Annotated in this window: 22 protein-coding genes; 7 read left to right on the top strand and 15 right to left on the bottom strand. The window is 30.6% G+C overall.

Annotation, left to right across the window (positions count from 1 at the left end; genetic code table 11):
• Window positions 1–380: 380 nt before the first annotated feature.
• From KPL55_RS12465 to KPL55_RS12455, 3 genes are all read right to left on the bottom strand, one after another.
• Entirely contained in the window at window positions 381–755 is a 375-nt protein-coding gene (locus KPL55_RS12465; protein WP_216307060.1) for a hypothetical protein, read from the bottom strand.
• Between the two features lie 17 nt (window positions 756–772).
• Entirely contained in the window at window positions 773–1,204 is a 432-nt protein-coding gene (locus KPL55_RS12460; RefSeq protein ID WP_216307059.1) for a hydrogenase/urease maturation nickel metallochaperone HypA, read from the bottom strand.
• Between the two features lie 172 nt (window positions 1,205–1,376).
• On the bottom strand, window positions 1,377–2,909 hold the full coding sequence (locus tag KPL55_RS12455; RefSeq protein WP_216307058.1) for a zinc ribbon domain-containing protein: 1,533 nt from the start codon (window positions 2,907–2,909) through the stop codon (window positions 1,377–1,379).
• Window positions 2,910–3,127: 218 nt separating this feature from the next.
• Between KPL55_RS12455 and KPL55_RS12450 the strand changes: the two genes are divergently transcribed.
• Window positions 3,128–3,619: a hypothetical protein gene (locus KPL55_RS12450; protein WP_216307057.1), complete on the top strand. Its 492-nt coding sequence runs from the start codon at window positions 3,128–3,130 to the stop codon at window positions 3,617–3,619.
• A gap of 83 nt (window positions 3,620–3,702) precedes the next feature.
• On the opposite strand, the gene KPL55_RS12445 is transcribed toward KPL55_RS12450, so the two are convergent.
• Window positions 3,703–4,170 carry a chemotaxis protein CheX gene (locus tag KPL55_RS12445; RefSeq protein ID WP_216307056.1) on the bottom strand — a complete coding sequence of 156 codons (468 nt, stop codon included), beginning with the start codon at window positions 4,168–4,170 and terminating at the stop codon, window positions 3,703–3,705.
• Window positions 4,152–5,027 carry a response regulator gene (locus KPL55_RS12440; protein WP_216307055.1) on the bottom strand — a complete coding sequence of 292 codons (876 nt, stop codon included), beginning with the start codon at window positions 5,025–5,027 and terminating at the stop codon, window positions 4,152–4,154. Before KPL55_RS12440 ends, KPL55_RS12445 begins: the two co-directional genes overlap by 19 nt.
• 258 nt (window positions 5,028–5,285) lie before the next feature.
• On the opposite strand from KPL55_RS12440, the gene KPL55_RS12435 reads away from it, so the two are divergent.
• Window positions 5,286–5,564: a PTS sugar transporter subunit IIB gene (locus KPL55_RS12435; protein ID WP_216307054.1), complete on the top strand. Its 279-nt coding sequence runs from the start codon at window positions 5,286–5,288 to the stop codon at window positions 5,562–5,564.
• 104 nt (window positions 5,565–5,668) lie between these two features.
• On the opposite strand, the gene sstT is transcribed toward KPL55_RS12435, so the two are convergent.
• From sstT to yaaA, 3 genes are all read right to left on the bottom strand, one after another.
• Window positions 5,669–6,901: a serine/threonine transporter SstT gene (gene sstT / locus KPL55_RS12430; protein ID WP_216307053.1), complete on the bottom strand. Its 1,233-nt coding sequence runs from the start codon at window positions 6,899–6,901 to the stop codon at window positions 5,669–5,671.
• A 143-nt stretch (window positions 6,902–7,044) separates the two neighbouring features.
• Window positions 7,045–7,722 (bottom strand): YczE/YyaS/YitT family protein, encoded by a 678-nt coding sequence (locus tag KPL55_RS12425; RefSeq protein ID WP_216307052.1) that lies wholly within the window; start codon window positions 7,720–7,722, stop codon window positions 7,045–7,047.
• A gap of 46 nt (window positions 7,723–7,768) precedes the next feature.
• Window positions 7,769–8,533, bottom strand: a complete 765-nt coding sequence (yaaA, locus tag KPL55_RS12420; RefSeq protein ID WP_216307051.1) for a peroxide stress protein YaaA — start codon at window positions 8,531–8,533, stop codon at window positions 7,769–7,771.
• Between the two features lie 230 nt (window positions 8,534–8,763).
• On the opposite strand from yaaA, the gene KPL55_RS12415 reads away from it, so the two are divergent.
• The 3 genes from KPL55_RS12415 to KPL55_RS26555 all read left to right on the top strand — a co-directional run bounded on the left by KPL55_RS12415 (window position 8,764) and on the right by KPL55_RS26555 (window position 12,028).
• Window positions 8,764–9,390 carry a flavodoxin family protein gene (locus tag KPL55_RS12415; protein WP_216307050.1) on the top strand — a complete coding sequence of 209 codons (627 nt, stop codon included), beginning with the start codon at window positions 8,764–8,766 and terminating at the stop codon, window positions 9,388–9,390.
• A gap of 246 nt (window positions 9,391–9,636) precedes the next feature.
• On the top strand, window positions 9,637–10,917 hold the full coding sequence (locus KPL55_RS12410; protein WP_216307049.1) for a GntP family permease: 1,281 nt from the start codon (window positions 9,637–9,639) through the stop codon (window positions 10,915–10,917).
• A 70-nt stretch (window positions 10,918–10,987) separates the two neighbouring features.
• A complete protein-coding gene (locus tag KPL55_RS26555) occupies window positions 10,988–12,028 on the top strand; it encodes a CdaR family transcriptional regulator (protein WP_312887283.1) in 1,041 nt (346 codons plus the stop codon).
• A gap of 134 nt (window positions 12,029–12,162) precedes the next feature.
• On the opposite strand, the gene KPL55_RS12400 is transcribed toward KPL55_RS26555, so the two are convergent.
• Window positions 12,163–12,363, bottom strand: coding sequence for a hypothetical protein (locus KPL55_RS12400; protein ID WP_216307048.1), 201 nt, complete (start codon window positions 12,361–12,363; stop codon window positions 12,163–12,165).
• 239 nt (window positions 12,364–12,602) lie between these two features.
• Here KPL55_RS12400 and KPL55_RS12395 point away from each other — a divergent pair, with 239 nt between their 5' ends.
• Complete coding sequence (locus KPL55_RS12395) at window positions 12,603–12,857, top strand: hypothetical protein (RefSeq protein WP_216307047.1); 255 nt, start codon at window positions 12,603–12,605, stop codon at window positions 12,855–12,857.
• A gap of 128 nt (window positions 12,858–12,985) precedes the next feature.
• On the opposite strand, the gene KPL55_RS12390 is transcribed toward KPL55_RS12395, so the two are convergent.
• From KPL55_RS12390 to KPL55_RS12370, 5 genes are all read right to left on the bottom strand, one after another.
• The gene (locus KPL55_RS12390; RefSeq protein ID WP_216307046.1) at window positions 12,986–13,822 is read right to left on the bottom strand and encodes an ABC transporter permease; all 837 of its coding nucleotides are present in this window, start codon (window positions 13,820–13,822) and stop codon (window positions 12,986–12,988) included.
• Between the two features lie 7 nt (window positions 13,823–13,829).
• Entirely contained in the window at window positions 13,830–14,744 is a 915-nt protein-coding gene (locus KPL55_RS12385) for an ABC transporter ATP-binding protein (RefSeq protein WP_216307045.1), read from the bottom strand.
• Window positions 14,745–14,878: 134 nt separating this feature from the next.
• Window positions 14,879–16,543 (bottom strand): ABC transporter permease, encoded by a 1,665-nt coding sequence (locus KPL55_RS12380; protein ID WP_216307044.1) that lies wholly within the window; start codon window positions 16,541–16,543, stop codon window positions 14,879–14,881.
• Window positions 16,543–17,328, bottom strand: a complete 786-nt coding sequence (locus KPL55_RS12375; RefSeq protein WP_216307043.1) for an ABC transporter ATP-binding protein — start codon at window positions 17,326–17,328, stop codon at window positions 16,543–16,545. The genes KPL55_RS12380 and KPL55_RS12375 overlap by 1 nt, the downstream gene beginning before the upstream one ends.
• 107 nt (window positions 17,329–17,435) lie before the next feature.
• Window positions 17,436–18,281: a GH36-type glycosyl hydrolase domain-containing protein gene (locus KPL55_RS12370; protein WP_216307042.1), complete on the bottom strand. Its 846-nt coding sequence runs from the start codon at window positions 18,279–18,281 to the stop codon at window positions 17,436–17,438.
• Window positions 18,282–18,339: 58 nt separating this feature from the next.
• Between KPL55_RS12370 and KPL55_RS12365 the strand changes: the two genes are divergently transcribed.
• On the top strand, window positions 18,340–19,320 hold the full coding sequence (locus KPL55_RS12365; protein ID WP_216307041.1) for a polysaccharide deacetylase family protein: 981 nt from the start codon (window positions 18,340–18,342) through the stop codon (window positions 19,318–19,320).
• 28 nt (window positions 19,321–19,348) lie between these two features.
• Here the strand turns inward: KPL55_RS12365 and KPL55_RS12360 are convergent, their stop codons facing one another.
• On the bottom strand, window positions 19,349–20,827 hold the full coding sequence (locus KPL55_RS12360) for a hypothetical protein (RefSeq protein ID WP_216307040.1): 1,479 nt from the start codon (window positions 20,825–20,827) through the stop codon (window positions 19,349–19,351).
• Window positions 20,828–20,832: the final 5 nt, after the last annotated feature.

The raw sequence follows: 20,832 nt of genomic DNA, 5'->3' as shown, positions 1-20,832 counted from the left end.
TAAATTCTTCATATATAATTCATGTATTTAACATACTTCTATGCAAATTATAAATTTCCTTTATTTCCCCTTTTTTTTCATTCATCAAATTACTCTCTTTTATGCAAAGCTTCCACCTAAATCATAAAATTATAGTTGTTATATAATAAATGGCTTTGCTTATTTGTACTCTTTAATTGTAAATTGATTCATATTAGTTTTTTACGAAAAATAGACTTAATTTAATATATTATTGTCGAAATGTTTTTAAATTATATGTACCGTTATTTATTTAATATAAAAAATGATTTCTGTCAATATTACAGAAATCATCATCTTACTCCAGTATACATTTTTTATATTAATTTATTGGTGCATTTTTATTATTAGAAATAATGCCGCTAACTGTATCTTTTTTTAAATACTAAGTAACCAATTCCTCCAAAAACAAGAAGGTCCATAAGCGAACTAAAATCAACAATTCTAAACTTTATTACATATAGTAGAACTGTATACACATGTAATCCTGCATATGCAAAAAGACCACGATACATTATTTTTTTATTATCATTAGCAAAACTAAGAAGTAATCCAATTATAAAACCATAAAAAGCAATTGAACCAAGTAAAGAACCTAAGCTAATAAATCTATTTATAATCATTACTCCCGCGCAACCATAAACAACGAACATATCGAATGGTAATGCTAATCTAAAAAAAGTATTGGTTGAAAAGTATGATCTTAATTCTTTACTTATATTTTCGTATGTATTCATTAATAAATCCCCCCTAGCTATTCAATATTTTCTTTGTTTTCCTCAAACTCAATATCTACCTTAGGTGTAGACGCCTCTTGAGTAACATGCCTTTCACCACAATTAGGGCAAAAATCAGTATCTAAAGCAATCTCTTGTCCACATTTCTCGCAGCTGATCACATTTTTTAATTTAGAAATCTTAAGTTGTATGTCCAATATATCACTCTTAACTTGATTTATTGAGTTGCAGTACTGCAAAATATCAGGATCTACAGCTTCTCCTTCTTCGAATTTCGAAAAAATAGTAGCCCCTATTTCATTTTTAGCAATCTTTATTTTGTCCTCTTGTGATTGAATAGCTATGTTCAATTTTGTAATTTCAATCATTTCTCCAGATTTCTTTGCCATATTGCTTGCGTTATCGCCTACAGATTTAGCAATTCTTGATAAATTATTCATAAAAGACATAAGTTCTCCCCTTTTTTTACATTTAAATATATAATTTGTTATTAAATCCAATTATATCATAAAAGCTCAACATATTCTATTCATTCTACTAATATGACTAAATAGGACTGCATAACAACTATTACTACCGATGTTATACAATCCCATTTACATATTTAAATATTAATTAGAATTAAAAAGTAAATTCTTTTGTATTTTCTGATGGCGTGCCATATAAATCATCAACGGAATCCACTAGCCATTTTTTCGATGTTTCATCATAAATCAATACATACTTAAATTCACATTGTTTCTCTACAGCCGTAGGTACCGTGCCTGCTTCTTTATACTCTATATAATCAGCTTTTCCGAAATCGTCCACTTCAGCATAATATTTATTATCCTTCTGATATACAATAATACTATCCAAATCAAAAAGTGATGTTTTCATTTTAAAAATAGTTAAATCCTTGTTTTTAATCATATCTTCTATAGCCTCAATAGAGATTTTCTTTCTCTTTTCACTTACATTTAGAATTTTTGATACATCACGTGATGTTCTTGATTCAGCCCAACCTTTTTTATACACATTTATTGTATCCATTAATGTTGCTGTTACTTTATCATTCGCTCCAGCTATATTCAAAGTAATCGTGTTCTCTCCAGTAACTTTTACTTCTTTACTTTTTTCTATGCCCCAAGGGAATTCTTTCTGTGCGTATAGTTTGACTGATCCATCCTTAGAAACAGGACCAAATTGTTTTGCATCCTTGACTAATATCCCTGTATCCTTAGCATTTACAAAAAGCTTTGAATCTTCAAAATCAGACTCAACTGATATTTCATATGCATCCATATTTAAATCCACTGATGCAACCCTTTGATTTCCATCGCTTGAACTGCCTGCTTTTACTAAATCCACATCTTCGGTTTTTTCAATATTTGAGTATTTCCCTTTAAGTGAAGTTTTCATTTTATATAAACCCGGCATATAAGGTCCTACTTCTTTTTCATATTTTTCTTTGTCTGCAGTAGCAATCAGCTTATCATCTAAAAAAATCTGCGTATCTTTATAATTTGTTTCCAACTTAATATAAACAGGTTTGAATTCGAGAACATATTTATCGTAAAAAAGCCAAGTCTTGCCTTTCTTCTTCAATGTAAATAAATCATCTGTTGTATCAAAATCTAAAGCCAACTGCTCCAAAAGCTCCTGCGCACTCTCTTTTGATTTAGAAGCCGTGTCAATTTTTGATGATTGATCCTCTATTGATGTTTTAATTTCATTTTCATAGGATGGATTTTTTTTAATATAACTTAATAACCCATCAACACCTTTACCATCAATCTTTTGATTTACATCTGTAGAATCTATGTATTTAGCTAATTTCGAAGAGTTTTTGGAAGCTAAAGCCTGATTAAACTTTTCAACAACCTTTTCCCTGCTTGTTAACGATTTCCCTACATTACCGGCAATTATTAATAAAACAACAGTAATTACTGTAACAATTGCAATGATTTTATTCTTTTTAGTAAGATTAAAATTAACTTTTGGCAACTTAACCTTTTGGGTTTGATCTGCATGATTTTCATCTACACTTTGACTTTGTGAAGATTGATCTTGGTTCTGTACTCCTATATTTTCTACACTAACCTTTGCGCCACATTTTATACAAAATTTCTGTCCCCCTAAAATTTCCGCTCCACAACTTGAACATTTAACCATTATAATTTCCCGCCTTCCTATATTCTTACCCTAAATTTACCTATACAATTTCATTATTCTACATTTGTTGTTATATTCCTCTTTTACTGTTATAAATTTACTGACGTTAAATATTAATTATTAAGTATAAAACTAAATTTAGGTTAAGATATGAATAATACAAAAGATATAAAATATATTATAAATTATTTAAATTTGATTATAAAAGGTGGGTAATTATGAATACTAATTTATACAAACCCAAAGTAAGAATTATATTAGCCTGCGTAGTTATTTTACTATCTACAGTCTATTTTATTAAAAACAATATATTAGATAACTCTAAACAAATTGGTTATATATCTATGGTATATGAAGAAAGTGGCAAGAGATATTTAAGATTTGACGATGTTAAATTTCTAAAAGGAAATGCTGCTATAAAAGCAGCAAAAAAAAATGGGACTGCTATATATGAAAATGGCGAATATTATGTTGATGATGATTACTATATAATTAATAATAATAAAGTGAAAAAAAACTATGTTATAGATCCTAATGCCTCACTAAACCTTTTGGGATTTTTGATTGACCCTATTAAAAATGATATTAATAACCATTCTGCTTCCTATAATACTTTAAAAAGTGTCTCAAATAAGTATCCACAAATCTTATGCTATATCTATACCAAACATGATGTAATTGTTAAAGTAGTAGGACAATATACCCCTTAGATACCTAAGAAAAAATAATATTATACATTATAATAGAGAGCCAGCAGATAAATAAATATCCACTGGCTCTCAATTAATTATAACTATATTCTATTTTTTTCTAAAGATATATTAACCTCAATAATCATTCCATCTACGCTCATTTCAACGCACAAAATTTTATCAGCATTACTACTCGCAGTAAAATCACCTTCAATAAGGGTAGGTGTAGATATGTCTACATCTATATTATCTTTTGAGAAATTCATTGCAACATTTGCTGTTAACATATTAACCAGTTCAGAGATTGCACTTTGCGGTAACTCATCAAAGTTATCTACAGGCATACCCATCATCATTACTGAAGCTATTTTTTTTGCAGTATCTACACTCATTCCATAGATAATATTACCTTTAACATCACCAATAATTCCAATAATAATGACAACACCAATGCTTTTTATATATTTACCCTTTACGCTAACTCCATTTTTCTGAATATTATTTAACCCTAGTTGTGGCATTATAATATTAAATGCCTCCAAAACTGGATTTATATGATTGACATCCATTCCCCATCACCTCTATTAAACCCTATATTTATTGACAAATTTCCGAATTGAGATTCAACAATAGCCGAGAAAGTATTCTCAAGTTCTGCTTTTGATATATTTATTGACTCGCCATGAAATATAGTTGGTGGTGCAACCCTTAGGCCAAACAACTTATTTTTCTTGTTTATCATTGAGCATGCATTTCCAGCAAACATGTTAGCTATTTCTGACATAACATTTAGTAATTCTTCATTAGTTTTAGGTTCTCTTTTTAATAAAACGGTTGCAAGGCTCGTTGCAGTATCTGATGACATATCCAAAATTAGTCTACCTGAATATTTACCTGTAATCCCCATAACTATTGATATACCTTCACTATGTATAGCAAGATTATCATTACTTTCATTTGTAATTTCCGGCACTGTTTTTGTAAGCTTATTGAAAATATTTAATAAAGCCTCTTTAAATACATCTGGATATAATTTTTCTAGCTCTAAATATAGTTCTTCATCTGCCATAACTCTATTTATTAATAATGATAACTCTTCTGAATCAACAGGTTTCTGAATGTATCCACATACATGAGTTTTCTTTGCTTTTCTTATAAGTTCATCATCCATCATCGAACTAACAATTATCACTTTAATATCTTTATCAATTTTATGTATTGCTCTTGTACATTCAAATCCATCTGTTCCTGGAAGAGTCATATCCATAGTTACTAAATTGGGTCTTATTCTGCTAACTTCCTCAATAACTTCTTCTAAGCATTTTGCCTCACCAACTACATCAAATCCACTTTCGGTTAGAATATCTGCTAATAATGCTATTTGAAAAGGTGAATCATCAACAATCAAAACTCTTACATCTTTCATAATTCCATCTACTCCTTCAGTCTATTTCTATATTAATTATCTATATAGTTATCGACTGAATTAAACTTTTCTGTATACCTAATTTCTTTATTTCTATTCAGAACTAATTTCATTTAGTAATACAAATAAATAAGTGTTATTTAATTCACTATAACTTTAGTTTTACAAATAAGAGCTATAATGTTATTCTGTAAAGGATATCAAAAATAGTATCATTTAAATCACCAAAACGATAAAAAGATGATGGAGGTTATTATTATGAAGAAAATACTAGTTGCAACTGGAACTTCGCAACATAAATTAGAGGCTGCAGTAAACTATATTAAGGAATATTGTGAGAAAAAAGCCATTGATGTAGATGTAGAAGGGGCTAATGTTTACACCGCTAATATAGAAGCTATAAACCCAGATGTTATTGTTTTGATAGGACCTAATAACATTAAGTTAGACATACCTGTTGTATCAGGTTTAGCATTTGTAACTCAAATGGGAATGGATGCCACTTGCGATAAAGTTATTAATGCTTTAAATCTATAAAATAGAATATACACTTTAACAAATGAGAGCCAGCAGATAAATATCTGCTGGCTCTCTAAATTTTATTCATAATAAATTTGTATAACAAAAGCATTATTTATTTTCTATCTGTTAATAATAACTTCTTTTCCTTCTTTGCGACGCTTAGCATATTCAGCAGTTGCTGTAAAAAGTGCATCTGTTGACGAGTTAAGTGCGGTTTCGCAAGAGTCTTGTAATACTCCTACTATAAAGCCTACTCCTACTACCTGCATTGCAATCTCATTTGGAATTCCAAATAAGCTAGCTGCTAGAGGAACTAACAGTATTGAACCACCTGCTACTCCTGAAGTACCACAAGCGCTTACTGCAGCTAGTATGCTAAGAATAAATGCAGTAGGGATGTCCACTTTAATTCCTAGTGTGTGAACTGCTGCAAGCGTCAAAACTGTAATAGTAATAGCAGCTCCTGCCATATTTATCGTAGCTCCTAGAGGTATGGACACCGAATAGGTATCTTTATCTAAAGCTAATTCTTCACATAAGCTCATATTTACAGGAATGTTTGCAGCAGAACTACGTGTAAAGAATGCAGTAATACCACTTTCCCTTAAACACTTAAATACAAGTGGATATGGATTTTGGCGAATATTTATATACACAATGATCGGATTTACAACAAGTGCCACAAAAATCATACACCCAATTAAAAGTGCAAGTAATTGTCCATAACTGAGTAATGCCTCAACTCCATTTGTAGCAATAGCGTCAAATACGAGACCCATAATACCCAGTGGCGCAAAGTTTATTACCCATCTAACCAATTGGGTTACTGCTTCTGAAACATTGTCGATCATAGTTTTTGTAGTATCAGGCGCATTTTTTAGTGCAACGCCCAGAAGTAATGCCCATGACAATATGCCTATATAATTGGCATTATAAAGTGCTTTTACTGGATTATCAACAACATTAAGAAGTAATGCGCGAAGAACCTCCACAACGCCTCCAGGTGGGGTCGCATTCTTAACTCCCTCTGCAAGTGTTAAAGTTACAGGGAACATAAAGCTTGCAACAACCGCAACAAGTCCAGCTACAAATGTTCCTAAAAGATAAAGTCCGATAACTGATTTTAAATTAGTTTGATGACCACTCTTGTGTTGAGAGATGGCAGACATAACAAGGAAGAATACTAGCATTGGTGCAATTGCTTTCAAAGCACCCACAAATAAAGAACCGAAGATGACGATTGGTTTTGCTTGCTGTGGAATTGTTACGGCCAGGATAATACCAATAATTAGTCCTATAATTATTTGTTTTACAAGGCTCATCTGGTTCCATTTATTCATTAGTTTTTTCATAAGTTGTTTTCCTCCTAAAGTTTTGATAAAACGAAACATCCATAGTCATTTTACCACGATTTATAGAATATGTAAACGTTAAAATGAATTTAATCTTTCATCTAATTTTCACCATGACTTATATTAATTTATTATTAAATATACTAATCAACAGTTGAGTCTTTTTTATCTTCTTTAACCATATTTTTTATAAAATCCACATAGTCGTTAATAAATATATGATTGACTTTCCTAACATCAAAATCAAATATTTTAAAAGCAAATTGTACAAAGTAACCTCCACAAACTACCATAATTAGTGTTCCGAAACCTACAGCTCCTCCTAAAAAATAACCAATAACTAATACTACAAACTCTATACAATTCCTAACTAATCTAACTGATTTTCCAGTTTTCTTTGTAATAGCTACCATTAATCCATCTCTTGGACCAGAACCTAAACCAACACCAATATAAAAATAGCTAGCAACTCCTATAATAAACATGCCTATAAGCATCATTATTACTCTTATTATCATGCTATTAAAAACAGGAACCAGATGGTTTAGCATAAGCAAATCCATAAATATACCTATAAACAACATATTACATATTGTTGCTATACCAACTCTCTCGCCTAGTACCCAATCTAGTATTACAATAAATAATCCTGCTATGATACTTGCTTGACCCATTGTAATTCCCGTAAGTTTGGATATACCTTGGTGAAAAACATCCCAAGGAGATAATCCCAAATTTGCATTAATAGTAAATACTATACCAAGTGAGTAGATAAAAAGACCTACAAATAATCTTATTAAAACCAATAGGGATTTTTTCATTTAATCAACCTCCAATATTCAATAATATTCCTCACTATAACTCCTTTTATCTTGTAAATATGAATTCCTCCTTTGAGGATAGCTTTTCATTAAAACTATATCCCTCTTCATTAAATTCTTTTAACCCACTTGGCTCAATAATACTATTTTCTAGAATAAACTTGCTCATAAGTCCTCTTGCCCTTTTTGTGTAAATTGTTATTCCCTTGTAAATTCCATGTTTATAATCCTTAAATACTGGCGTTATTACATCTACATTAATTTTACTCATATCAATTACTGTAGAATACTCCTTTGAGGCTAAATCTATTATTATATTATCATTTTGGCTTTTTAATTCTTTCTTGATATATGTAGTAAGCTTATGATTCCAAAAACTATATAAATTATTACCTCTCCTATTTTTAATTTTAGTTCCCATCTCTAATCTGTAGGGTTGAATCAAATCAAGCGGCCTAAGTACACCATATAACCCGGAAAATATTCTTAAATGGTCATTAGCAAAATCTAACTGCTGCTGAGTTAAATCCCCTGCACTTATTCCTTGATATACAGCGCCATCATATGCTAATAACGCTTGCTTACCATTAGACAAATCATGATTTTTTTCCCACATAATATGCCTTTTGAAATTCTGCTCTGCAAGTTTACTATTTATCTTCATTAATCCTTCCAAGTCTTCCGGGGAATATTTTATAAGTTCTTTAATTAAGCTACTTGCTTCCTTAACAAATGTAGGCAACGTATATAATTTAGTATTAAGCGCCTTTTCCATTTTCAAAGTTTTCGCTGGTGATAATATAGTAATCATCCGTAATCCACCTCATTATAATTATAGCATAATATGATTTGAATTTTAAGCAGAATTCTCTTGTTCAGTTACTATTTAGTTACTATAGGATAAATAAGTGCGTACTTGTATTAATAATACTTATATACTAAAATAGATCCGTACAATAAAAAACATCTACTGAACTATAAATAATTCTTATTATATATAAATATTATCAAGATAAAATAAAATTAAAGTGAGGTATTACAATGAAAGTTTTACTTATTAATGGAAGTCCAAAAGTTAACGGATGTACTTATACTGCTCTATGCGAGGTGGCAAAGCAGCTAGAAAAAGCAAATATTGAAACAGAAATTTTTCATGTTGGAACTAAACCTATTCGTGGTTGCATGGCCTGTGGTGGTTGTTCTAAAGACGATTCTCACAAATGCGTATTTAATGATGATACTGTAAATATTGCTTTAGAAAAAGCTAAATCAGTTGATGGTTTTATTTTTGGCTCACCTGTACATTATGCAAGTGCATCTGGTCAAATAACTTCTTTTTTAGATAGATTTTTCTATGCTGGAGACGGTTTTCAATATAAGCCTGGTGCTGCAATTGTAAGTTGCCGCCGCGGTGGTTCAACAGCAGCCTTTGAACAATTAAATAAATATTTCACTATATCAAATATGCCTGTTGTATCGTCTCAATATTGGAATATGGTACATGGAAATACGCCTGATGAAGTAAAACAAGATTTAGAAGGAATGCAAACAATGAGAGTATTAGGTAACAATATGGCATGGCTTTTAAACTGCATAAACGCAGGTAAAAAGTCAGGTGTTACATTACCAGAAGCAGAACAGAGAATTGGAACCAATTTCATACGTTAATATCTTACTCCAAAATGCTGCCTAATTTATTAGGCAGCATTTTGGATTTTATAACCATAATAATTTCATAGATATACCTCTACCAAATTGAAACAGAAGAGTTATTGTGCAAATGAACTATAGAAAATGTTAAGTAACCAATATCAATGGATTTATAAATATACTATCATTAATATATAAGCTACGAAAACTTTATTTAGTAATAAACAATAACAACAACTACAGTATACGACAAGGAGGAATTAAATGGCTGTTATTAATTGGGGTGGCGCAATATTTGGTTTGATAATTGCAATAATTTTGATATTTAAAAAGTTAAGTCCTGTATATGCACTTTTCTTTGGTGCAATAATCGGTGGATTGGTTGGCGGCGCTAGTTTGGCAGAAACAACACAAATTGTTATTAATGGTACCAATAGCGTAATGGGAGCAGTGGTTCGAGTTCTTGCAGCAGGTATACTCGCTGGTATTTTAATTGATTCTGGTGCAGCTGAGAAAATTGCAGAAACTATAGTGGAAAAACTAGGCGAACAAAAGGCTCTTTTAGCAATAGCCATATCAACGATGGTCATAACTGCTGTAGGTGTATTTATTGCAGTTTCAGTTATTATAGTTGCACCAATAGCATTATCAGTAGGTAGAAAAGCTGGACTTACTAAATCGTCAATACTTTTAGCGATGATAGGCGGAGGGAAGGCTGGAAACATAATTTCCCCTAATCCAAATACAATAGCAATAGCTAAAGGTTTTAATTTAGATTTAGCACAAGTAATGATCAATGGTTTTATTCCCGCAATAGTAGGGCTCATAGTAACATATTTCGTTGCTACATTTCTAAGTAAAAAAGGTGAATTAATTAAAGAGTCAGATATAATTGTAACTAGCACAAAAGAAAAGCCGACTTTTGTAAAATCAATGGTGGCACCAATTGTAGCAATCCTATTGTTATCACTAAGTCCAATAGGAAATATACTTCATATACAATTTTTAGCGAATATTAAAATTGATTCTATGATCATACTTCCAGTTGCTGGATTAATAGGATTAATCGCAATGGGTCAATTTAATAAAATTATCCCATACACTACTTCTGGCTTAAATAAAATGACAGGTACTGCTATAATACTAATCGGTGCAGGTGCAATAGCAGGTATAATTTCTAACTCTAACTTAAGTGAAGTAGTTGTAAAATTTATTCAATCAGTAGGCATTTCAGGAGTATTTTTAGCTCCAATTTCCGGAATACTCATGGCAGGAGCTACTTCATCTACAGCTACCGGAGCAATTCTAGCAACTGGAAGCTTTGGAAAAGCAATATTATCTATGGGCGTACCCCCATTAAATGCAGCAATTATGGTTCATACAGGGGCTACAGTTATTGACCACTTACCACATGGAAATTTCTTTCATGCTACAAGTGAATCTGTAAAAATGAAAATTAAAAACCGTATGAAACTTATTCCATATGAATCTATAGTAGGTGGATCTATGGCAATTACTGCAACTATAATATATGGTTTATTATAAGTTACATTCTTAACTGTGTTTTTGTGATTATATAGGTTAAACTATATTATATATTAAGCAGTTAAAGGGTGTGAGTAATATTAAATTATCTAAAGATATAGCACAAAAGATTGTATCGGAAATGATGGATGTTATTCCTTATAATATAAATGTTATGGATGAAAATGGAATTATTATTGGTAGTGGAGATGTTAATCGTATTGGCAACATTCATGAAGGAGCTAGAATAGCAATAAATGATCAACTTAGAAATGAAATTCATGAAAATGGAGAGAAAATTAAATCTGGGATAAATGAACCTATTATAATAAATGATAAAATAATAGGTGTAATAGGTATTACAGGAAATACTGATGAGGTAATAAAATTTAGTAAGTTGGTTCGTGTAACCGCAGTTCTCTTAATCGAACAATCTATAATTAATGAAGAAATGCAGAATAAACTGTTAAATTCACAGAAGTTTTATCAAGATTTGGCGCATAGAACATCGGAGTATGATGATGAATTTCATGAGAGAGCTAAAAGTTATGGTCTTGATCTCACAAAGAAGTGTCAGGCTATTCTTGTATATACCAATGTGAATTCAAGTGCTTTTAGACTATTATGTAATAAATTCTCTCATTATTATGATGTAGATGATAATAAAGTAGTTTTTTTTAGTACAAGTGATTATAATACTATATTTATTTTAAACGATATAGAAAAAAGTGCAGACATAAATAAAATTTGTTTGGGCGGCGAAGAACATTTCGCTGCTGTTTCACTAAAAAATGCGGAGTTATCAATGGAATTCGGTATTAAGATAAAGCCATCAGCTTTAATCTATAACTATGATGATCTAAAATTCTTTATTCATTTATCTTATGATAATAAAGAATCATTAATTTCTATATTTTTGAATCTTGATAAATCTGGCCATAAACTAGAACTCATTAAAACTATACAATCATATGTTGAACAAAATGGCGATATTAATAAAGTAGCCAGCAGCCTGAATATACATAGAAACACCTTAAATTACAGGCTAGATAGAATAAAACAATTGACAGGAAAAAATCCAAAAATTTTGTTAGAACTCTTTGAATTATTATGTGGGTTAATTTGGAGGTAACATTTGTTCCATCTTATGTTAACAGTGAATATACTATTAATAAGAGGTGATAAGCTATGCCATGGCAAATGAGTCTAAAATCAGAAAACAGAGCTGTTAAAAAACAACTCTGTTTTATATTTACAATCGTCTCATTAATTATTATGGCAATTACGACGATGATGATTACAGCAACATGGATCACACCAAGGTTCACACCAAGGATCACTGACATTATTAGAATTATTGTTTCTACCATTGTTACAACATCTATTGCGATCATTATCAAAATCATTGTTACAACAACAACCATTATTAAAATTATTATCACAACAATTGTTATTGTCAAATATCAATAATAATATTATCCACCAACAACACATACGTATTTCACCTCGCTTAAGGTAAAAATTATTGAATTTATCTTTCTTAAGTTTGTCCCATTAATACTTCATTTGTTAGTATATAATATACTGGTTATCATTAAAATGTTACAACTAAAATAGCCCTCCTAAATATATTTTCTAATATTGGGTAAACTATATTATACACTGAATACATAAAGTGTAATATATTTAGTTGAAGGGAGAAACTTATGAATAAAAACAATAAAAATTCAAGCACTAATTCAACTGCTAATGTAAAGAGCAGCATTACTGGTGCTCCTTTACAAGCAAGTAATGAATCCCCTGGTTTTACTGTTGGTTCAAAAAAAGAGCAAAGTAATGAACAAGCTACTGCAGCCAAACCCTATAATTTGAGTAATCTATCTAGTAACATTAATTATGGTTCACCTGAAGAAACTAAAAAATTTAATGAGCGTTCAGCAAGGATTACAGATCAAGATTAATTTTACTATATTCTATTTTCATAATTTACATGTTTTGAGAAAAAAATAACACAATGTATAAGATGCTTATACATTGTGTTATTTTAATATTTATAATTATGATAAGCTAATACTCATTTCTTATATTATTAACTAAATATATCGCCTTCTTTAGTTTTCGAGCGATTAATCGTTGAAAAATCCACCCTTGAGAAAACATAAGTTGATAATAGTAAAAATATAAGTCCGAAGATGATTACAATTACCATGCTGATAACCGGCGTAATTACAAAACTTCCTATTTTAAAAGCAAGCTGCTCTGCTATCAATTGATCTGTTGTTAAAGATGTCTTTTCCAGTATAATAGTTCTAAAAAATGCTGTTGTATATGTCATGGGATTGAGATAAGCAATATATTGCAATACCTTTGGTAACAATGAAAGCGGAATATATGCACCACAAAGAAATGTAAGTGGCATTGTTATCGCAGTTATTACAACTTGAAACGTTTGTGAATTCTTAACCAGAGTCGCTATATACAATCCCAGTCCGGAAAATACAAGTCCAACCATAATCATCACAGCAATTACCTCAAATGGAGTTACCCATGATGTAAACTTAAGCCCTATAAAATAGCCAATGAATAAAATAATAATACCCTGCAAAGTTGCTATAGTTGCTGCTGATAATAGCTGACCTGCTGCAATCTGGATTCGTTTAACTGGGCTTACAAGAACTTCCTTCATGAATCCCGAAACAATATCTTCAATTGTACTTGTGGCAACGGTAAGAGCGGTTTGAAATACGGTGGTTATTACAATACCGGCCAGCATATAGTTTACTGGGTTTTCAATATTTTCATTTTTAAATATCGAACTGAACACAAATAAAAAGAAGAATGGCATGATAATCGTGAAAATAAGTTGAACACGATTCCTTACAAAAATTTTTATATTTCTAAACCATAAAGCTAATATAATATCCATAAATTCCTCACTTTCTTATATCTTTTCCGGTAATTTCTAAGAATACGTCATTTAATGTGCCTTTTTTAATTTCCAAATCTGTTATCGCAGCTTTATGCTCGCTTATTATCTCCATAAGTTTTGATAAATCATTAACTTCAACTGAGTAATAACCTGTTTTTTTCTTATAAATAAACCCTGAGTCATCTAACAGTGTCTCCAGACCTTGCTCGTCTGTGGTTGTAATATTCGCCTTATCCTTTGTATATTGCTGTTTCAAATGGTAAGGTGTATCTAATGCAATGATTTTGCCACCATCCATAATTGCAACTTTACTGCAAATCTCTGCCTCTTCCATATAATGCGTTGTTAAAAAAATGGTGATATTCTTCTCCTTTTGTAGCTTTACAATGTATTCCCACATGTGGGCCCTTGTTTGAGGGTCAAGGCCTGTGGTTGGTTCATCTAAGAACAATACTTTTGGGTAATGCAGTAATGCTCTTGCTATTTCCACACGCCGTTTCATACCACCGGACAAACTACTTACCATTGCTTTTTTCCATTCTAGTAAATCCACTAAATTTAAAACAAATTGAATACGCTCATCAGCCTCATTTTTGGGAATACTATAAAAATGACAATGCATAATTAGATTTTCCAGAACGGTCATTTTATTATCAAGTGTTGGTTCCTGAAAAACAACTCCAATGACACCTCTAACTGCATCCTTTTCTTTTGAAACGTCTTTTCCGTCAATAGTCAGTGTTCCTGATGTCTTGTCAAATATGGTACACAATGTATTGATGGTTGTGCTTTTACCTGCTCCATTTGGGCCTAAGAATGCAAAGATGCTTCCTTCTTCTACCTCAAAAGAAACATTATCAACTGCTGTAAATTTATCGTATTTCTTTACAAAATCCTTAACTTCTATTATGTTTCTCATTAGATCACTCCTCTCAACGGTTTTATAGATTTACGAGGTCACGACTTAAAACGATATTTGCTTCGCTTACATTATCGACCTTCCTATATAAAATTATACTGATAATTTTGCTAAATACAACATATTTTACATTGCTACATTTCTATATCCTTCCATTCCACCTTAAAACTAACTCTCCAAATAATTACATTAGCTATTAAAAGCGCCATAGCATAAAGGAAAACAAATATAATATTACTTCTAATTGCTATATGAATCACAGCAAATACTCCAACCACGGCTATTGCAATAAATGTTGGTTCTACAAGTTTACCACTATCTGCTGTAACAAACTTTATGCTAAATGGCATTGCCTTATTTGATATATTAAAATACATTAGCGTTACTATTAAAAGCACTAAAAACATTACTATTAAATCTGGAATTATAGATGTTCCTTTTAATATTAAAAATACTCCACCCTCTGATATATATAATGGTATTATTAGCTTAAATATAGTTCCCTTTATTGCCCCTTTTAATAGTACTCCAGGATTTTTTATTGGTAATACCTTATATATATAAGCTCCCTTATAAGAATCACTATTACTAATAAAGCCTGTACAAAAACATAACAAAACTATACTAATATACATTAACAAATGAATTTTTCCACCAAATCCTGATTGAATATTATCCATAAACGATTTACCATCTGTATCCATAAATATAAACAGAACTGGCATAAATACTGCCATTGCAAGTGTTGGATATACCTTGATCTTCAAATTCCTTTCCGTACCAATCATACTCTGAGTGAATTTGAACATGCTTCTTTCAATCTTATCCTTACACACAAGTCTTGCAATAAATTCTTTTCTCTTTTCATTTTTCCTGCTTATCGTTCCACCATTTTCATTTAATTTTTGTAGATTTTTTTCAAAATAAGGTACTACACTTTTAATATAGAGTGTAATTAACAAAATAGGACCTACTATTGCAAGTAATGATAAATCCAACAGAAAAGGTTCTTTACCCCCATCTATTAATATTCCAAAAATTGATGCAAACCACATAGATGGAAATAGTGCATGCCAAAATTTAGGTATGTACTCCGTATTCATATTTGTAACATTAGAAATTCTAATAGCCAATTGATATCCAAAAGCAAATACAAAGGCCAAGAATATCTGAAAATAGTTGATAATATCCTTTAATTTCTCTCCATCAAAAAACTTTAAAACTAAAGTATATAATAAAGATGTTATAGTTATAACTATTAATACTGAAAATACTATTTCTATAAAGAATATCACCGAAAACAAAACCCCATATTTTATTGTGCCAATAACTAATGGGATTAAATTTATTGACAATGATAAACCAGCTAAATATAAACATATATGAGTGGTTTTCGCTGCATTAAATGTCTTACTGTCAATAGGTTTTGGCATTAATATATTTTTCTCTTTAACATCTAGTAAAACTGCTGAGAAATCCGATATCATAAGTGATATCATCATAAAAAGATTTATACCTATTACAATATTGACAGATTTCATTGATGACATGCTACCTGTCATTATTAATCCAATAAAAATACTCATAAAAGCATTTAACATAAGTAGACCTAGATAATTGTTTTTTTCCTTATTGTCATCTGTTTTTTTACCGCCTTTCATAACATTACTTCTTCTGCGACCATCCATAATTAGTTTTAACTGGAGTATCATTCTCATATTCTTGTAATTAACACCTGACTTTTCATATAAAACTTTAAATTTATCGAGTATCCTAAGTACGGCGAAATCCTTCATCATTACACCTCTTGAACCAAAGAAACAAATTCTTTAGCAATTTCGGCATGTTCATTAAAGCCTGTTAGCTGATTGAATATTTCTTCAAGTGATCCTTTCTTATCATTGTTGCTAAGCTCCTCAAAACTTCCGTCAGCCACTACTTTTCCATCATTTAAAAGTAATATTCTATCACTTACCTTTTCAACAACGTCCATTATATGTGAAGAATAAAATATAGTTTTCCCACTTTTTGCAAGGCTCCGCATAACCTCTTTAAACACCATTACACTATTAGCATCTAGTCCACTTAGAGGTTCATCAAAAAATAATATATCTGGATTATGAATTAAACTACATATTATAAGAAGCTTTTGCTTCATTCCTTTTGAATATGAGGATATTCTAGAATTTATAACCGCTTCCATTCCAAATAAACCCATCAATTTCTCAACTCGCTCTATAAGTTTTTCCTCTTCTAGTTCATATATTTCACCTAAAAAAGTTATATATTCATATGCAGTTAGATTTTCATATATGTCTGCAAGTTCTGGAACATAACCTATTTTCTTTTTATACTCTATGCTTCCATTACTTATATCTTGTCCCAATATTTCTACTTTTCCTTCATATCCTTCTAATATTCCTAGCATTATTTTTATAGTTGTACTTTTACCAGCACCATTGGTCCCAATATATCCAATTATTTGGCCTCTAGGAATTTCTAAATTTATTCCATTAAGCACATTCGTGCTCCCATAACTCATATATAAATCCTTAATCGATATTATACTTTCTGAATTTCCCATAAGAACTCCTCCCAAATTTATTCTTTATCTTTTATTCCTTATTCAAGTATACAACATATTAATGTAATTATTCTAATATTTAACATAGTTAAGTATAAATTACTTTCCTACTTTAAAACTTTAATATCACAACAAAAAAGCAATGGTTCCGCCATGTAATTATCTATATCTTTTGATCTATTAGGAGGACAAATTCTCTTGTAAGACTCATAAGCTAATTCTGCATCACCCATTAATGCGTAAGCCCAAACTGACCAAGTAGCAGCATGAGTATAAACCCCGCCATTTTCTCTTAATCCCGGAGCATACCTTGTAATGTAACCAATATCTGTCCTAACCTTTGTATAAGCAGGATATAAAAGTAAAGTTCCATGTTCCTTTAAAAGATATTTTGATACCGAGTCCATAGCCTTTTTTGACCTATCTTCATTTGAAATACCACTTATAACTGACCAAATCTGAGGATTTAAAAACACCTTACCTTCTTCATTTTCTTTTGAACCAACTTTTAATCCATCATCAGTAGTTGCTTGGAGATACCATTCACCATCCCAACCATATTCATTTACAGCATATTTAAGATTTTCCATAACATCAGAGGACTTCTTTGCAAAATTAAAATCACTATATCTCTTTGCCAAAGGGATAAAATCTTTTAATATCATATAAAGAAATTCTCCTACCCAAAAACTTTCTCCCTTCAAGTCATTTCCAACTGCACTTAATCCATCATTCCAATCATGATCTCCCATTAGTGGAATTCCTCTAGGGATAAAATTTGAAAAGGACCTCTCTAAAGCTCTCTTGCAGTGTTCATATAATGTAGCTTCTTCACCATCAAGAAATGGTATAACCTCATCATAAATCGAGTAATCCTTAGTCTCTTTAATATAAGCATCCGTTATATACGGCAACCACAAAAGATATAACGCTTTAAAGAAATATGTAATCAAATTGTAATAACTCTGTAATCTCTAAAATTTAAATCTGTAGTATTATAAATGTATAGATATGACAGCATTCTACATAGGAGATGATAATATTACAAAATATGGACAAGCCGCAAAAAAAAAGAGAATCAAAAGAAGAAATGTAAAAATAAAATTATTGTCTATCTTTATTTTTTTAATTTTAATTGGTACAATAATTATAGGTAAATGTCTTACAAAAGAAGAAGAAGTTAAAGCTGAACCAGTAACTATACCAACTACTACTACCACTATAATTAATGATGTTTTGCAGACCAATAATGAAATTAGTAAGGGATCAACGAAAAATCATGCAGTAAGTGAAGAATGCAAAAAGTATACTTATAATGCTGAAAAAGTAAGTGCCATTGTAAATTACAAAGAAAAAAATGACGGTCAGAAAATAGCATTTCTTACTTTTGATGATGGTCCATCTACTACTGTTACCCCAAAAATACTGGATGTTCTAAAAGATTATAATGTTAAAGCAACATTTTTTTTGATTGGAAAAAATATAGTGCAGAATGAAAAAAGCAAAGGACTTGTAAAACGTGAATTTAATGAAGGACATGCCATAGGTAATCATACCTATTCTCACAAATGGAATATGTTGTTTCCTAACAACAAAATTAATGTGCCTACTTTCATGGATGATGTGAAGAAAAACGATAATGTATTAAAAACTGTTCTTGGTCAGGATTTTAATACAAGGATTCTAAGAGTTCCAGGAGGATATGTATCAAGAATATATTATAAAGATCCAAATCTACCAGAGCTTGATGTTATATTAAAAGAAAAAAATATGATTAGTGTAGATTGGAATGTTGAAATTAGAGATGCAGCAGGTAAGCCTAATAAAAGTTCAGATGAATTATTTACTATATTAAAAAAACAGGTTGGAACAAAATCTAAAGTAATTATATTGATGCATGATACTTATGGTAAAATACAAACTGCTAATGCATTACCTCAAATTATAGAATATTTAAAATATCAAGGATATGAATTTAGAACAATAAAATAAGTGCTAATGCGGATAGTCGCATTAGCACTTATTTCACTTTCTTTTGCCAATCATCCACATAATTACCTGTAGCCCAATGAGACATTATTGGTATTTCTCCTGCTTTAAACTTCAAAGTTAATAAATTTTCTCCAAGGTTATATCCTTCTATAGCAAAAACCCTTAATTCTGTAGTGGTTATAACCACTACAAAGTCTCGATTAGGAGAGGAATAAGCGTCAATAGCACTAGGCACCTTTGTTTTTATTACATTAAAAGAGGGAAATAAATCATCATACATAGTTAATGCTTTAGGCGATGCATAAGGGATATCAAAATCTACGAATGAATGTTTACTATTCATTTTAGTTTCCATTCTTCCTCTTAGTATCCATCGTCCACTCCTTCTTATCACACCCCAATTAGTATCCACTTTTTTTAGCTTTTCATCTTGAATGTTATCAGGTATATTTAAAAGTGTACCTGGCAAAGTAGACTTTTCCATTTCTATTCCCAGCAGACTTGTAAGTTTTATGGAATGTCCCATTAGATTATCCATCGGAAGTATTTTAAGCTGATTATCAGAGTAAGTCTTTTCTAAATCAATATTATTTGCATTCTCTGCGGTATCAATGGAAATATAATTACTGCCTACAAAATTAATAGCCATACTAGCTTCTGTTTTAGTATACTTTATTTGTTTTGACTTTGTATTTATGGGTTTAGTAGGAGTAATTAAATTAATTGGATATGACCAAATTACATCCTTATCATACCCATTTTCTATTTTCTTACATGTCCCTACCTTCCAAAATCCATCTTGCCTTGGAAGTAGCAAATCCTTAGTTTCCACAATGGGAAGAATTTTAGCATTTACTGAACTAATCCATAATGTTTTATATAAATATTTGCTCTGTCCAGCTTCTACTTCAGGATTTTCATACCTTATTCCAAGTAATAATCCTGATTTAGCTCTTATTTCTTTTTCTGCCTTGCTAATTAATACCTTTGTATTATTTTCCTTATCTTTATTATATAAATGCTTATCACTAGAATCTTTTGTTTTATGAAAATATAACAGAATACCATTGTAGTTTTTTATTAAAGTTGACTCATCAAGCTTTACGTACTCATCAAAAAAAATATCATTAGAATTAATGGTGATAATTTGTACATCATCATTTTGTATTCCTAAACTTTTAGCACTTATTTTTATAGTATCCCAAAAATAACTTTTAGTGTTCACAGATTTAACCTTATATTTTGCATCCTTAGCAGTATCTCCATTAAAATCGACCGTGGCTCCACTAAAATAAGCAATCTTTCCAATTAATTGTTTTGCCTTTTTATCATCTATCGTGGCGCCACCAATAGAAACATATTTTTCTACTATCCAGCACCCTTCTATAGGGACCACGGTTTGCTTTTTATCTACCACTTGAGAGTTTAAAGTTAATCCCACATATTGACTCCATATAAAAACTATAATAGAAAATAAAACTAAAGATAAACATATTGCTTTTTTCACTTGGA

This window comes from Clostridium lacusfryxellense, assembly GCF_018861735.1.
GTDB lineage: Bacteria > Bacillota > Clostridia > Clostridiales > Clostridiaceae > Clostridium_AD > Clostridium_AD lacusfryxellense.
This window is presented reverse-complemented; position numbering and strand designations above follow the sequence as displayed.